Here is a 15,169-nt window from a genome sequence, read left to right as displayed (position 1 = left end):
CGCGAGCGGGCTCCGCTTCGAGCCCTATACCCTAGGCGCCACCCGCGAGCGGGGTCCGCTTCGGCCCAGCGGCTACGGGGTGGTCTTCGCCGTGGGGGTGGGGACCGGGATGACCGTCGGGTTCACCGGCGGGGTGGCGGTCGGCAGCGGCATCGGCAGCAGCTTCGAGTATTCGGAGAGTGACCCGTCGAGCACCGGCACGAGCAACTGGTCCCCGGTCTCCGTGCCGTACTGGACGAAGACGGGGAAGAGGGATCCGGGCTTGGAGTCGATTCCGCTGAAGATCAGCTGGCGGGTGTCGGAGGATCCGAAGGTCTTGACTTCCCCTGCGTCGAGCTGAACGCGGGTGTCGACCTTGCCGGAGGTCCCCTCGGCGGTCGTGCCGTCGTACTGGATGAGCACGTTCACGGTCTTCTGGCCGTCGTTGACGAGGTTGACGAGGAAGCTCGCCTCCTGCCCGTCCTTGGTGAGGAGCAGTGCGTTGCGCACCTTCACCTGGCCGACGGTGACGCCCACCCCGTCGCTCGGGTCGTACTTCTTGAGTGTCGACTGCGGCGCGAAGAAGCTGCAGCCGGCAGTGGAGAGCAACAGCGAAGCCGCCACTACGACGGTTGCGACGATGCGAGCTCTCACGGGACCCTCCAGAACGATACGAAAACACGGCGATGTCGCAGCGGATGGCCAACGAAACCAGTTCGAAGTTTAGCCTACGGCGGCGGCGGCCAAGGCCTCCCGCCCCCGCCACGGAAAAGGCCCTGTGATAAACTGACGGCCACTGAAACGGAGTGCCAGCAATGCTTTTCGAGGTCGGCGAGACGGTTGTTTATCCCCACCACGGTGCGGCGACGATCACCGAAGTGAAGACGCGCAAGGTCAAGGGCGAAGACAAGCTCTACCTCAAACTCACCGTCGCGCAGGGCGGCCTCGTGATCGAGGTACCGGCAGATAATGTCGATCTCGTCGGGGTTCGTGATGTCATCGGGCAGGAGGGCCTCGACCGCGTCTTCGAAGTGTTGCGGGCCCCGTTCACCGAGGAGCCGACCAACTGGTCACGCCGTTTCAAAGCCAACCTGGAGAAGCTCGCCTCGGGAGACGTGATCAAGGTGTCCGAGGTCGTTCGCGATCTCTGGCGCCGCGACCAGGACCGGGGGCTGTCCGCCGGCGAGAAGAGCATGCTCGCCAAGGCCAGGCAGATCCTCGTCTCCGAACTCGCCCTCGCCGAGAAGACCGACGAAGAGAAGGCCTCGACCGTGCTCGATGAGGTTCTTGCGTCCTAACCCCGAGCCCGATGTCGGCATCATCGTCGTCGCCGCCGGCAGTGGTTCGCGTCTCGGGCACGCGCATCCCAAGGCTTTCGTGCCGGTCTCCGGTCGACCTATCCTGGTGCATGCCCTCGAGGGGGTCTTCCGCTGCGGCGAGTCTGCCCAGGTCGTTGTGGTCGCGCCCGCCGACTGGGTCGACGAAGCACGCGCGCTTGCGACCGAGGTCGCCGGGGCCGCTCACGAATCGGTGACCGTCGTCATCGGTTCCGATTCGCGCCAGGGCTCCGTCGCGGCGGGCCTCGCCGCGCTCGCAGCGGGTGTCCGGATCGTGCTCGTTCACGATGCGGCCAGGTCGTTCACGCCGCCTGCCCAGTTCGACGCCGTGGTCGCGGCGGTGCGTCAGACCGGCTCCGGTGTGATCCCCGGCCTCGCTGTCGCCGACACGATCAAGCGGGTGGAGGGCGGGCTCGCGGTCTCCACCGTCGATCGCTCGGAGCTCGTGGCGGTGCAGACCCCGCAGGGCTTCCCGCGGGAGCAGCTCGTTGCCGCCTACGCGGACGCGAGCGCCGACCACACCGATGATGCCGCCCTCTTCGCTGCCGCCGGTCACCCGGTGGTCGTGATCGACGGCGATGCCCTCGCCTTCAAGATCACCACACCGTGGGACCTCCGGCGAGCCGAGTCCCTGCTCGCCGCGGTCGTGCCGGCGGAGACCCGCACCGGCATCGGCATCGATGTGCATGCCTTCGACGAGTCGAGTCCGCTCTGGCTGGGCGGCGTGTTCTGGCCGGGGGAGGTCGGCCTCGCCGGGCACAGCGACGGGGATGCGGTCAGCCACGCCATCTGCGATGCGCTGCTCTCGGCATCCGGCCTCGGTGACCTCGGCTCGAACTTCGGCACCTCGGATCCCCGGTTCGCGGATGCCCATGGCGAGGTCTTCCTCGCCGCGACCGTGGAGCTCGTGGAAGCCGCCGGGTTCGCGATCGGCAACGTCTCGGTGCAGGTCGTGGCGAACCATCCGAAGATCGGCACCCGGCGAGCGGAGATCGAGACCAGGCTCAGCGCACTCGTCGGGGCTCCGGTGAGTGTGGCGGCGACGACCTCCGACGGGCTCGGATTCACCGGGCGGGGCGACGGTATCAGCGTCGTCGCGACCTGCCTTCTTCAGCGCATTCGGTCGGGGAGCACTCGGTAGGCTGGTGCGCGTGACAGTGCGCCTCTACGATTCCCGCTCGCAGGGGCTTCTCGACCTTGTGCCGATCGTCGAAGGCAAGGTCGGCATCTACGTCTGCGGACCCACGGTGCAGTCCTCGCCGCACATCGGTCACCTGCGCTCCGCCCTCGTCTACGACCAGTGGCGACGCTGGCTCGGCTATCGCGGATACGACGTCACGCTCGTGCGTAACGTCACCGACATCGACGACAAGATCCTCGCGAGCGCGGCCACCGGGAGCGAGGAATGGTGGGCTCTCGCCTACCGCTTCGAGCTCGAGTTCACCCGGGGGTACGAGCGCCTCGGCATCCTCGCGCCCACCTACGAGCCGCGCGCGACCGCCAGCATCCCGCAGATGCAGCGCTTGATCGCGGAGCTGATCGAGCGCGGTCACGCCTACGCCGCCGACGACGAATCGGGCGACGTCTACTTCGACGTGGCGTCCTGGCCGGCCTACGGCGAGCTCACCAACCAGAAGCCCGCAGACATGGCGGCATCCGCCGATGCGCCGAGCCGGGGCAAGCGCGATGCCCGCGACTTCGCTCTGTGGAAGGGGCATAAACAGGACGAGCCGGCCTCCGCCGCTTACCCTTCGCCCTGGGGCGACGGCCGCCCGGGGTGGCACATCGAGTGCTCCGCGATGTCGCAGCAGTATCTCGGCACCCGGTTCGACATCCACGGTGGCGGTTTGGACCTGCGGTTCCCGCACCACGAGAACGAGCTGGCCCAGTCATCCGCCGCCGGCCATGGCTTCGCGGGCGTCTGGGTGCACAACGGGCTCGTCAATGTGAACGGACAGAAGATGTCCAAGTCGCTCGGCAACTCGATCTTCGCGGCCGAGTTCCTCGATCAGGCTCGCCCGCTCGTCGTTCGGTACTACCTCGGCTCCGCTCACTACCGCTCCACCATCGACTATCACGATGGCGCGCTTCTCGAAGCGGAAGCCGCCCTCGATCGCATCGAGGTGTTCCTCGACCGCGCTGCCCGTCGCCTCGAGGGAACCCAGTTCGCTGGCACCGGCGTGGAGACCATTCCCGACGAATTCGCCGAGGCGATGGACGACGACCTCGCCATTCCGCAGGCGATGGCCGTGCTCCACGAGCAGGTTCGTGCCGGCAACGCGGCTCTCGATGCGGAGGACCTCGGCAGCGCCGCAGCCCTGCAGGGCCAGGTGTTGGCGATGACGGAAGTTCTCGGAATCAACCCGATGGCCGTAGAGTGGCAGACTGCTGCGGATGATCCGGCGAGTGTAGCGCTCGCAACTCTCGTCGAGAAATTGCTCGAGGACAGGGACGCGGCACGCAAGGCGCGCGATTTCCTGTCCGCCGATCGCATTCGCGATGAACTTGCCGCAGCCGGCATCCAGATCGAAGACACCCCGTCGGGGTCGCATTGGAGTCTTGACTAATGAAGAGCAGTGGAGCCAACAAGCCGCGCGCGGGTGCCGTGCGCAAGAGCAGCACCGGCAAGCAGGTCGGCTCCGGTGGCCAGGGTCGCCAGGCGCTCGAGGGTAAGAAGCCCACCCCCAAGGCCGTCGATCGTCCGTACCATCCCGCGGGCAAGCGCAAAGCGGCCAATGACCGTTTCGCCGCTGCCGGCGGCACGAAGAAGCCGTCGAGCACGGGTGCGCCGCAGCGTGCTGCCGGTCCCCAGCGTGCACAGCGTCCGAAGCAGACCGACGAGTTCGAGGTCGTCACCGGCCGCAACTCGGTGCTCGAGGCTCTCCGCGCCAAGATCCCGGCGACCGCTCTCTACATCGCGACCCGCATCGAATACGACGACCGCGTCAAAGAGGTCATGCAGATCGCGACCAAGCGCGGCCTGCCGATTCTCGAGGTCATGCGCCCGGAGCTCGACCGCCTCGCCGGCTTCGACTCGGTTCACCAGGGGCTCGCCCTCAAAGTTCCGCCTTACGAGTACGCGCACCCCACCGACCTCCTCGACAAGATCGTGGCAAGCGGGCGGGTTCCGCTCCTGGTCGCGCTCGACGGCGTGACCGATCCGCGCAACCTCGGCGCCATCATCCGCTCGGTCGCCGCATTCGGTGGTCACGGCGTGATCGTGCCGCAGCGTCGTTCGGTGGGTCTCACCGCCGCTGCGTGGAAGACTTCGGCGGGTGCCGCTGCCCGCACGCCCGTCGCGATGGCATCGAACCTCACTCAGACGCTCAAGGCGTTCAAGGAGCGCGGCGTGTTCGTGCTCGGTCTCGCTGGCGACGGTGACACTCCGCTGCCCGAACTGTCCTGGGCGAAGGAGCCGCTGGTGGTCGTCGTCGGCAGCGAGGGAAAGGGACTCTCCCGCCTCGTGACCGAGACCTGTGATGCCGTGATCTCGATCCCGATCAACTCCTCGACCGAGTCGCTCAACGCCGGTATCGCCGCGAGCGTCACCCTCTACGAGATCTCGAAGCAGCGCGCGAAGAAGAAGTAGCGTCGGCGCGGCGGGTCAGACTTTCGAGCGCCAGTCGTCCTCCGCGATGACGTCCACCGGCAGGGTGATCGTGCCGGTAGCCGGAGCGATGACCGTCGCCTCGTCCCGACGGTGGCGCAAGACGGTGTCGATATAGGAACTGACGGCCTCGGCGAGGGGAACGTCGCGGTTCTCGTTCTGCGACAGGTACCACCGGTGCTCCAGCAGCTGGTGGAACATCTCCGCCGGCTCCAGTCGTCCCTTGAGATCGCGGGGGATGGCGCGGATCACGGGCTCGAAGACCTTCGCGAGCCACTCGTGGGCCACCATCTCCTCGTCGTCGCCCTGTTTGTTGAACGTGGCGGTGTAGGAGTCGAGGTCGTTGAGCAGGCGACGCGCCTGGTTCTCTTGGGCGTCGAGGCCGGTAAGGCGCAGCAGGCGGCGCTGGTGGTGCCCGGCATCCACGACCTTGGGCTGGATGCGCACCTGTGAGCCGGTGTCGTCGGTCTTGATGGCCAGCTCCTCGATGTCGAATCCGAGCTCGTTGAGTCGTTCGACCCGCTCGTTGATGCGCCAGCGTTCGGAGGAGGAGAAGGATTCGGATCCGGTGAGCTCGACCCAGAGGCTGCGATAGGCCGCGACGATTCCGTTCGACACCTCGACGGGATCCAGTCCCTCCTCGAGTCGCCCGCCCGCGGCGAGGTCGAGCAGCTCACCGGCGATGTTCACCCGGGCGATCTCGAGATCGTTCTCCCGTTGGCCGTTCGACAGTCCGTTGTAGAGCTGGCCGGTCTCGGCATCCACCAGGTAGGCGGCGAAGGAGCCGGCATCCCGGCGGAAGAGGGTGTTGGAGAGCGACACGTCGCCCCAGAAGAACCCGATGATGTGCAGGCGCACGAGGAGAACGGCCAGCGCATCGACAGTGCGGGTCGCGGTCTCGGGGCGCAGAGTCTGCGAATACAGCGCCCGATAGGGCAGCGAGAACTTCAGGTGGCGGGTGACGAGCACGGAATCGAGCTCGTTGCCCTCGTCATCCGTTCGATTGGTGATGACCGCGACCGGGTCGACGCAGGGCACATCGAGCTTCTGCAGGGTGCGCAGCATCTCGTACTCCCGGCGGGCGAGCTCCGACGAGGTCTCCTTGATCGCGATCACATAGCCGCTGAGATGCACGAAGCGCACGAGGTGGCGCGAGATGCCCTTGGGGAGCGCGGCGATCACGCTGTCCGGCCAGGTGTCGAGCGGGAGGTTCCACGGTAGGTCCAGGAGCGCTGGATCGACTGTCGCGGACGTGATGTTCAGGGAACCGCTCATGTGCGTTGCCTAACGGAGTTGTAGTGCGGACGAAAAAGTGCGGGCGACGATCGTGATCGCCGCCCGCACCGAAGGGTATTCGACTGCTTAGTCGACCACGGCCTTGCTCAGGCGGTCGCCCGATCCGATGTCGAACGCGTGCACGTGTGCCGGCTCCGGGAGGATGAAGACCGTGTCACCGGCGTTCGGGTGCGAGCGGCCATCGACACGGGCGACGATGTCGACGCGCGCGCCGTCGATGTCGGTGTGACCGTAGAGGTAGCCGTCCGCGCCGAGCTCTTCCACGAGGTCGACCGCAACCTGCAGGCCCTCACCAGAGGTCGATACGCGCACGTCCTCGGGGCGAACACCGATGGTGACCTTGGTGTTGTCGGTCTTGCCCATGGTGGCACGGTCGAGCGCGGCGACTGCCGTGCCGAATTTGAGACCGCCATCGACGAGGTCCGCGGTGAAGAGGTTCATCGCCGGGGAGCCGATGAAGCCGGCAACGAACACGTTCTTCGGGTTGGCGTACAGGTCGCGGGGTGTCCCCACCTGCTGCAGCACACCGTCCTTCAGCACGGCGATGCGGTCGCCCATGGTGAGCGCCTCGGTCTGGTCATGGGTGACGTAGACGGTGGTGACGCCGAGTCGGCGTTGGAGGGATGCGATCTGGGTGCGGGTCTGCACGCGCAGCTTGGCGTCGAGGTTCGACAGCGGCTCGTCCATGAGGAACACCTGGGGCTGGCGCACGATTGCGCGACCCATGGCGACGCGCTGACGCTGGCCGCCGGAAAGCGCTTTCGGCTTGCGGCCGAGGTAGGGCTCGAGGTCGAGGAGCTTCGCGGCTTCGAGTACGCGGGTGGCACGCTCGTCCTTGTTGACGCCAGCGATCTTGAGCGCGAAGCCCATGTTCTCGGCGACCGTCATGTGCGGGTACAGCGCGTAGTTCTGGAACACCATCGCGATGTCGCGGTCCTTCGGCGGCACGTCGGTGACGTTGCGGTCACCGATGAGGATGTTGCCGTCGTTGACCTCTTCGAGCCCGGCGAGCATGCGCAGGGACGTGGACTTTCCACAGCCGGAGGGTCCGACGAGCACGAGGAACTCGCCGTCCGCAACATGCAGGTCGAGTGCGTCGACCGCGGGCTTCGTCGAGCCGGGGTAGAGGCGGGTAGCTTTGTCAAAAGTGACAGATGCCATGGTTGTACAACTCCTTCACCGGCAGGTACGTGCCGGACGATCCGTAGTGAATGGATGGTAGTGCAAGGCCATTATGCCACTCGAACAGGGTGCACCAGGGGGCCAATTCCCCTCGATAGGCTTAAGCGGCTGGCACTTTGGCTTTTTCCCAGACTGCGTGTCTAGTGTTCTTAGGGCTCCGCTCACGGCAAACTGCAGCGGCTGATGGCCACGGCATTGATGGATAGCGAGTGAGGTTCGATGACCTACGACGGTTCGAGTGACAAAGGTCTCAGCAAGAACGAGAGGCGTGAGGCTGCGCGTGAGAAGGCCCGTGCGCTGCGCGAACAGCAGAAGAAGAAGGATCGTCGCAGTCGGGTGATCCTGCAGGGCAGCCTCGCCGTCCTGGTGATCGCCATCGTCGCCGTCATCGGTCTCGTGATCGTGAACAGCGTGCGGCCGCCTTCTCCCGGCCCCGCGAACATGATCAGCGACGGCATCAAGATCGGCCAGGGGTTCAAGGCCGTGCCGACCGCAGCGCTCCAACCGGGGGCCAAGCCCGTGCCGTCCAAGACCAACGCCGCCAACGTGATCGACCTGCGCGTCTACATCGACTACCAGTGCCCCTACTGCGGTGACTTCGAAGCGACCAACGCGGAGCAGATCAAGAAGTGGGTCTCAACGGGGGCGGCAACTCTCGAGATTCACCCGGTCGCCATCCTCGACCAGTCCTCGCTCGGCAAGAAGTACTCCACGAGGTCCGCGAACGCGGCCGCTTGCGTGGCGAACTACTCGCCCAACCAGTTCTTCGACTTCAGCGCGCTGCTCTTCGAGAACCAACCCAAGGAGAACACCGAGGGCCTCACGGACGACCAGATCATCTCGCTCACGAAGAAGGCGAAGGTGGGCAAGGCCGATTCCATCGCCAACTGCATCACCGACCAGAAGTTCAAGTCGTGGACGAATGCCGCGACCGCCCGGGCGACGACCGATCCGCTCGCCGGCACGGATGTGAAGAATCTCTCGTCCACTCCCACCGTGATCATCAACGGCAAGAAGTACGGCGGAGCCATCGACAACGCCGCAGACTTCGCGACCGCGGTGTCGAAGGCCGCCGGGGACAGTTTCAGCGAAGACTCCTCGGCGACGCCGAGCCCGTCGCCGTCGGCTGCCGACGGCAACTAGCTCACCCGCTCAACACCGACTCGCGCCGGACAAGTGACGCCTGACGAGAAAGGCCGGACCCTGGGGTCCGGCCTTTCTCGTTTTCGGTCAGTACCGCCGGGGTCAGTCCCGCAGGGCCGCCGCCGGCACCGGGGCCGACGTGATGATCTTGCCCGGGTTGAAGGTGTTCGTCGGGTCGGCCGAGTCGAACAGTCCCTGCATCACCGCGACCCCTCCGGTGGAGATGTCCTGCTCGAGCCACGGCGCATGCTCGAGGCCGACACCGTGGTGGTGCGACACGGTTCCGCCCGAGTCGATGAAGGCCTGCTGGATGGCGCTCTTCACGACGTCGTACTGGTCGAGTGAGTCGCCGCTCGGCAGGTAGGCGAAGGTGAAGTACAGGCACGCTCCCGAGTGGTACGAGTGGGAGAGGTGGGCCATGATCCAGCCCTTGACCCCGATCTCATCGAAGGCCTTGTTCGCGGCGGCCATCACGTTGTCGTACAGTCCGGGGAGCTTCGACCAGGGGGCCGAGGTCTCCGAGACATCCGCGGAGCCGCCGAGGTCGAGCAGGAAGTCGCGGATGTACGGGGTGTCGAACTTCTTCTGGTCGTAGAGGGCGCCGGGTCCCTTGCCCACTCCGATGCCGCCGTGCTTCTTGACGATGCGCCCGACGAGCTTCTCGTTGCGGGCCACATGCTCTTCGCTGCCCTCGTAGCCGATGAACGACAGGCACATCTTGTCGGTGTCCCAGCCCTTCGATTTGAGGAAGACGCCGAGGCCCTTGGTCACGAGGCTCGAGATTCCCTTGCTCTCCTTGCTGGTCGCGAACGAGAACACGGTCTCGCGACCGTCGGAGACCCGGGTTACCGAGGGAGTGGCGTCGCTTTCCGAGATCTCCTTCATCGCGGCGAGCCCATCGGTCCAGGTGGGGTAGAGGTAGGCCTGGATCTCACGCTTCACCGGGATGCGGTGCACCTGTACGGTCACCTCGGTGATCACGCCGAGGCGCCCCTCGCTGCCGAGGATCATCTCCCGCACGCTCGGGCCGGTGGAAGCGCTCGGCACGGCGCGGATGACGAGCACGGTTCCCGGGCGCACGACGCGAAGTCCCTTGGCGATGTCGGCGATGTCGCCGTACTTGTCCGACTGCATGCCGGAGGATCTCGTGGCGACCCAGCCACCGACGGTGGAGTGCGTGAAGCTGTCGGGGAAGTGACCGATCGTCCAGCCGCGCTTCTCGAGCTGGGCTTCGAGGTCGGGGCCCTGTGCTCCGGCTTCGATGCGCGCGAGTCCGGATCCTTCGTCGATGTCGATCACTCGGTTGAGGCGCCCTAGGTCGAGGGAGATCACGGTGCGGGTCTCTTCGGCGAGCGGTTCGAGGCTGCCGACGATGTTGCTTCCGCCACCGAAGGGGATGATCACGGCGTCGGCGGCGACCGCGGCATCCACCACCTGCTGCACCTCGAATTCGTCGGCGGGGTAGATCACCACGTCCGGGGTGCGGGCGAGGGACCCGGCGCGAACGCGGATCAGGTCGCGGATGCTCTTGCCGAAGGTGTGCACGACGCGGCTCATGTCGTCGGTGGTCACGTGCTCGTCACCGGTGATCGCGGTCAGCTGGGCGATGAAGTCCGCGCTCGCCCGGCTGGCCGGAACGTCGAGATCCTCGAACGTGGGCGGCGCGACGGTCGGCGCCCCCGGCTCGAGCCCGAGGGCGAAGGTGAGGAAGGGGGCGAACCCGGGCTTGTCATCGTGATGGAATGCAACGCCATCCCGTCCCCAGCCCCACCACTTCATGTGCTGAACATCGGTCACTTCTGTACTCCTTATGTGTTGCGGGTACCGCGGTCATTTCTGCCGGGGTCGTGTGTGTCGGCCGAGGATGTCGGCCGAATGCAGGTCTCTCAGGCGCACGATCTCCTGGCGAGTGCGCTCGGCGAAGTCCCCCTTGGATTCGCCCTCCGCGACGCGAAGCGGGTCTCCGAAGACGACTCCGACGGGCAGTCTGCCGGGTCTCGGCCAGTTCGTGCCGCGGGGGTGTGCGATGTGCGCCCCGATGAGGGCCACCGGGATGCACGGCACGTCGCAGGCGGCGGCAAGAGCCGCAGCCCCCGGCTTGAAGCGGCCGAGCTCGCCGTCCTTCGACCGGGTGCCCTCCGGGAAGATCAGCACGGGGATGCCGCGCATCAGCAGCGAGCGGGCGCTGGTCGACGATGTGTCCGTTCCGGTTCGACGAACGGGGAAGGCATTGAAGAACAGCGCAGTGAGCCCGCGGCGCCACCAGACGTTGAAGAAATAGTCCGCGGCTGCACCGGCGGCGAGGTAGCGGGCCAGTGGGCGGGGGAGCGATCCGACGATCAGCGGGGTGTCGAGATGGCTGGAGTGGTTCGCGATCACCACGAACCCGCCCTTCACCTCTTTCAGCTTCTCACTGCGGATCACGGTGACGCTGGTGAGCGACCAGATGAGCGGCTTGAGCAGTGCGCGCTGGGCGAGGAAGCGTGCCACGGCCTGGTAGGGGGAGTTGAAGCGATCATGAAGACGCTTCGCTGCGGAACGGGGCCCGGCGGGGCGAGAGCTGAGAGGCATCCGCGCCGTCACCGCACTACGGGCTTTCGCCGCGACGACGAGATCGCACCGGAGAACGAACGGATGGCGCTCTTCGGAGCGAGCCCGGCCAAGCCGATCAGCGCTCGGTAGCGAAGAGTAGGTATGGAAATCACTTTGCCTCGATCCACGTCGCGCAGGGCTGCGCTCACCAGTTGTTCGGCGTCGAGCCACATAAAGTTTGGGATGCTGCCCGACCGGATGCCGGCCCGCTCATGAAACTCCGTGCGAACCCAACCCGGGCAGAGGGCAGTGACCGTGACGCCACTGCCGCGCAACTCCACCGCGAGTCCCTCGGTGTACGAGGTGACCCAGGCCTTGATCGACGAGTAGGCGCCCATCGTGAGGAACCCCGCCGTGCTCGAGACATTGAGGATGCTGCCGGAACCACGCTCGACCATCCCTCGAGCCGCGGCACCGCTCAGAACGAAGACCGCTCGGCACATGACCTCGAACGCCCGGTCGAATTCGGAGACGTCGGGATCGAGCGACGAGGAATGCATGCCGAATCCGGCATTGTTCACCAGCATGTCGATGGGCCGCTCGGGATCGCTCAGCCGTTCGGCCACCCGGGCGACCGCGTTCCGGTCCGACAGGTCGGCCGGAAGCAACTCGACGGAACGACCCGTCGCCCTCAATTCCGCGGCCATCGTTTCGAGCCGGTCGGTCGACCGAGCGACGAGCACGAGATCATAGCCACGCGCAGCGAGGAGACGGGCGAACGCGGCACCTATGCCAGACGTCCCGCCGGTGACGAGAGCTACACCCATGCCGTTAGGTTACGCTGCTCAGGGGGCAGCGGTTGCCTAAACAGGGGCTCCGATGGCAGCAAAGGCTTGAAATCATGACATTCGCGAACAGCGACTCCACCACTGAATCCCCGGCGGGTTCCGGCGATCGCGCCCTGAACTCCACCGGTGCACGATTCGACGTGCGCGGCTTCGCCCGCACGGCACAGGGCAATCATCGCGAGACACTGCGCCTCGACGAATTCTCGACGGACCCGCTCTCGGCGGACAGCATCCGCTCGGTGCGGTATCTGGCCCGCCTGGAGAGCGGCACGATGGAGCAGTTGCGCAACCTGCTGGTGACGGCGACGCACAAGGATGCCCGAATCACGGCCTTTCTGGTGACCTGGGCATTCGAGAAATTCTGGATTGCCGACGCTCTCGATGCCGTGCTCGAGGCGAACGGGCAACCCAAGTCGCACGACGCGGCCGAGGGTTCGGTCCGCCGCTCGCACACCGAGTCGGTCGAACGACGCGGACCGATCCGTCGGGCCATCGCCGGACTCATCCAGGGGGTGCCGATCATCGGGGTGCACGTGACCACGGGCCTGGTCGACGAATGGGTGACCCGTGCGGCATACGACCGTCTGGATGCCTCGAGTCAGAGCTCAGCGCTCTCGGCCACCATCGCGACGATCGTCGCCGTGAAGGAGAGGCACGTCTCCTTCTTCGACGACGAGGCCCGGCGTCGACTGGCGGATGACCCCAAAGCCGTCGCCCTCACCCGCACGTCTCTCGAGCGCCAGGCCTGGCCGCTCGGCGCCATCGACCGCGCCGGCGAGGACCGCTCCTTCTTCGAGAAGTCCGTATTCGGTGACGACACGGGGCGAGAGCGTGCCGCCGACATAGGTCGCCGGGTCGCCGGGCTGCCCGGCATGGATTCCCGCATCGGTGATGCCGTGACCCGGAAGCTGCGCGAGTGAACGCCGCCGCAGAGCCGTCGAAAAAGGCTCCCGCACGCAAGGCAAAGGTCGCGGCGCCGAAGGCCGTCGCCGCATCCGGACTCGGCTCGTCCCACGTCTTCCTCACCGGAGGGACCGGGTTCGTCGGCCAGGCGATCCTCGAGCGTCTGCTGTCGTCGCATCAGGACACCACCATCTCGCTTCTGATCCGTTCGAAGGGCAGCACGAGTGCGACGGACCGCCTGCGCACCCTGCTGCGCAAGCCGGTCTTCCGCCTGTGGCGGGAGCGCGTCGGAGACGACGAGGTGGAACGCGCCGTTCGTGAACGCCTTCGCGTGGTCGAGGGGGATCTCGGCTCGGTGCCGGCGCTCCCCGCAGACCTGGATGTCGTCATCCACAGCGCGTCATCGGTGTCGTTCGATCCCCCCATCGACCAGGCCTTCGAGACGAACCTGGGGGGAGCGGTGACCCTCTACACCGCGCTGCTCGAGAGTGGGGCTGACCCGCACGTCGTGCACGTGTCGACGGCGTACGTCGGCGGCATCCGCAAGGGGATCGTGCCGGAGGCGCGACTCGCCCACACCGTGGACTGGCGCAGCGAGTTCGAAGCCGCGCGCGACGCTCGCGTCCGCGTCGAGATGGCTTCACGCCAGCCGGAGACCCTGCGGCGATTCCTCGGGGAGGGCCGGGCCGAGCACGGCAAGGAAGGTCCGCAGGCGGTCGCGAAGGCCGCGGAAGCCGCCCGTGTCGAGTGGGTGCGCTCCCGCCTCGTCGACTACGGCCGCACCCGGGCCGAGAGCCTGGGCTGGACCGACGTCTACACGCTCACCAAGGCCTTCGCCGAACGAGCCGCCGAGGAGATGTGGGGGGATGCCGGCCACCGGCTGTCCGTCGTGCGCCCCGCGATCATCGAGAGTGCGCTGCAGCATCCGTTCCCCGGCTGGATCGACGGTTTCAAGGTGGCCGACCCGCTGATCCTCGCCTACGGGCGCGGCCTGCTGCCCGAGTTCCCCGGCCTGCCCGACAGCGTGCTCGATGTGATCCCCGTGGACTTCGTCGTGAACGCGATCCTCGCGATCGCCGCGCGCCCGGCACCGGTCGCCCAATACGTGCAGGTGAGCTCCGGGGCGAGCAATCCGCTGCCGATCCATCGCATGCTGCAGAACATGAACGAGTTCTTCACGGCCAACCCGATGCCACACGCCAGTGAGGGCCAGGTGCGTGTGCCCACCTGGAGTTTTCCCGGTGACCGCAAAGTGGAGCGCGCCCTGCGCAATCAGGAGCGCTGGAACGACCGGCGCGAGAAGCTGCTCGAGAGATTCCCCTCAACGGCCCGCACCCGCGCCCAGATCGCCAAGGTGACGACCCGTCGGAGCGATCTCGAATCGCTGCGAAACTTCGCCGAGCTCTATCGCGCCTACGTGCAGACGGAGATCATCTTCGACGACCGAAAGCTCCGCGAGCTCGGGGAATCCCTGGCGCTCGCGCCAGGGGACGACACCGGCTTCGACGTGACGACGATCGACTGGGAGGACTACCTCCAGCGCGTGCACTTCCCGGCCATCACGACCCTCACCCGGGCTTTCGCCGTGCGACCGGCCGCCTCCGAGAGGGTGCAGAAGGCGTTGCCGGCTCGCACCGATGTCGTGGCCGTCTTCGACCTCGAGGGCACAGTCGTCGATTCCAACATCGTCGAGCAGTACCTCTGGGTGCGTTCGGCGGGCTTCCGCAAGGCAGCCTGGCCGGGCGAAGTGGCCAGCCTGCTCGGCTCGCTGCCGGGCTACCTGAGCGCCGAACGCCGGGACCGCGGGGAGTTCATCCGGGTCTTCCTCCGACGCTACAGCGGCATGCCGGTGGCGCGGCTCGAGAGCGTCGTCTCGGGCGGCTACCGCGATACCCTCCTGCGGCACACCATGCCCGCCGCGATCGCTCGCATCAAGGAGCACCGGGCCGCCGGCCATCGCACTGTGCTCGTCACCGGATCGATCGGCACCCTCGTCGCCCCGCTCGCCGATCTCTTCGACGAGGTGGTCGCGGGGTCTATGCACGAGCGCGACGGTGTGCTCACCGGCTATCTCGCCCAACCGCCCCTGGTGGATGAGGCGCGGGCCGCCTGGCTGCTGCGCTACGCCGAGACCAACGGATTCGATCTCTCGCAGAGCTACGGCTACGGTGACAGTCATGCCGACCTGGTCTGGCTCGAACTGCTGGGAAACCCCAGTGCGGTCAACCCCGACACCAATCTGTCGCGTGAGGCACAACGAAGAAGGTGGAGCATCCACAACTGGAAGCGCGGATCCCACCCCACGGATCCGGTAAGCCCGAAAGGAGCGGGAGAGTAGCCGT

13 protein-coding genes are annotated in these 15,169 nt (G+C 66.7%); 7 read left to right on the top strand and 6 right to left on the bottom strand.

Features of this window, described 5'->3' with window-relative positions; translation table 11 throughout:
* Positions 1–72: 72 nt before the first annotated feature.
* Positions 73–633 (bottom strand): hypothetical protein, encoded by a 561-nt coding sequence (locus tag VLI63_RS05025; protein ID WP_409155819.1) that lies wholly within the window; start codon positions 631–633, stop codon positions 73–75.
* Positions 634–794: 161 nt separating this feature from the next.
* On the opposite strand from VLI63_RS05025, the gene VLI63_RS05020 reads away from it, so the two are divergent.
* The 4 genes from VLI63_RS05020 to rlmB are packed head-to-tail and all read left to right on the top strand — an operon-like array spanning position 795 to position 4,905.
* The gene (locus VLI63_RS05020; protein WP_409155818.1) at positions 795–1,277 is read left to right on the top strand and encodes a CarD family transcriptional regulator; all 483 of its coding nucleotides are present in this window, start codon (positions 795–797) and stop codon (positions 1,275–1,277) included.
* Positions 1,258–2,457 (top strand): 2-C-methyl-D-erythritol 4-phosphate cytidylyltransferase, encoded by a 1,200-nt coding sequence (gene ispD, locus VLI63_RS05015; RefSeq protein ID WP_409155817.1) that lies wholly within the window; start codon positions 1,258–1,260, stop codon positions 2,455–2,457. Before VLI63_RS05020 ends, ispD begins: the two co-directional genes overlap by 20 nt.
* A 10-nt stretch (positions 2,458–2,467) precedes the next feature.
* Complete coding sequence (gene cysS / locus VLI63_RS05010; protein ID WP_409155816.1) at positions 2,468–3,883, top strand: cysteine--tRNA ligase; 1,416 nt, start codon at positions 2,468–2,470, stop codon at positions 3,881–3,883.
* Positions 3,883–4,905 carry a 23S rRNA (guanosine(2251)-2'-O)-methyltransferase RlmB gene (rlmB, locus tag VLI63_RS05005; protein WP_354574336.1) on the top strand — a complete coding sequence of 341 codons (1,023 nt, stop codon included), beginning with the start codon at positions 3,883–3,885 and terminating at the stop codon, positions 4,903–4,905. Before cysS ends, rlmB begins: the two co-directional genes overlap by 1 nt.
* 15 nt (positions 4,906–4,920) lie before the next feature.
* Here rlmB and VLI63_RS05000 read toward each other — a convergent pair whose 3' ends face one another.
* Entirely contained in the window at positions 4,921–6,198 is a 1,278-nt protein-coding gene (locus tag VLI63_RS05000) for a DUF4032 domain-containing protein (protein WP_409155815.1), read from the bottom strand.
* A gap of 87 nt (positions 6,199–6,285) precedes the next feature.
* Positions 6,286–7,380: an ABC transporter ATP-binding protein gene (locus VLI63_RS04995; RefSeq protein ID WP_409155814.1), complete on the bottom strand. Its 1,095-nt coding sequence runs from the start codon at positions 7,378–7,380 to the stop codon at positions 6,286–6,288.
* A 240-nt stretch (positions 7,381–7,620) separates the two neighbouring features.
* Between VLI63_RS04995 and VLI63_RS04990 the strand changes: the two genes are divergently transcribed.
* Complete coding sequence (locus VLI63_RS04990) at positions 7,621–8,544, top strand: DsbA family protein (RefSeq protein WP_409155813.1); 924 nt, start codon at positions 7,621–7,623, stop codon at positions 8,542–8,544.
* Between the two features lie 102 nt (positions 8,545–8,646).
* Here VLI63_RS04990 and VLI63_RS04985 read toward each other — a convergent pair whose 3' ends face one another.
* From VLI63_RS04985 to VLI63_RS04975, 3 genes are read right to left on the bottom strand one after another with little or no spacing between them, the layout of a single operon-like run.
* Positions 8,647–10,341 carry an FAD-binding oxidoreductase gene (locus VLI63_RS04985; protein WP_409155812.1) on the bottom strand — a complete coding sequence of 565 codons (1,695 nt, stop codon included), beginning with the start codon at positions 10,339–10,341 and terminating at the stop codon, positions 8,647–8,649.
* 33 nt (positions 10,342–10,374) lie between these two features.
* Positions 10,375–11,115, bottom strand: coding sequence for a lysophospholipid acyltransferase family protein (locus VLI63_RS04980; protein WP_409155811.1), 741 nt, complete (start codon positions 11,113–11,115; stop codon positions 10,375–10,377).
* Between the two features lie 8 nt (positions 11,116–11,123).
* Entirely contained in the window at positions 11,124–11,903 is a 780-nt protein-coding gene (locus VLI63_RS04975) for an SDR family NAD(P)-dependent oxidoreductase (protein WP_409155810.1), read from the bottom strand.
* Positions 11,904–11,977: 74 nt separating this feature from the next.
* Here VLI63_RS04975 and VLI63_RS04970 point away from each other — a divergent pair, with 74 nt between their 5' ends.
* Together VLI63_RS04970 and VLI63_RS04965 are read left to right on the top strand one after the other, a co-directional pair.
* On the top strand, positions 11,978–12,844 hold the full coding sequence (locus VLI63_RS04970; RefSeq protein WP_409155809.1) for a hypothetical protein: 867 nt from the start codon (positions 11,978–11,980) through the stop codon (positions 12,842–12,844).
* Positions 12,841–15,165, top strand: a complete 2,325-nt coding sequence (locus VLI63_RS04965) for an SDR family oxidoreductase (protein WP_409155808.1) — start codon at positions 12,841–12,843, stop codon at positions 15,163–15,165. Before VLI63_RS04970 ends, VLI63_RS04965 begins: the two co-directional genes overlap by 4 nt.
* Positions 15,166–15,169 lie beyond the last annotated feature (4 nt).

Origin of the sequence: Lacisediminihabitans sp. H27-G8 (genome assembly GCF_046156175.1) — a bacterium.
GTDB lineage: Bacteria > Actinomycetota > Actinomycetes > Actinomycetales > Microbacteriaceae > Lacisediminihabitans.
Note: the sequence above shows the minus strand (reverse complement) of the source record. Positions and strands in the feature narration are given on the sequence as shown.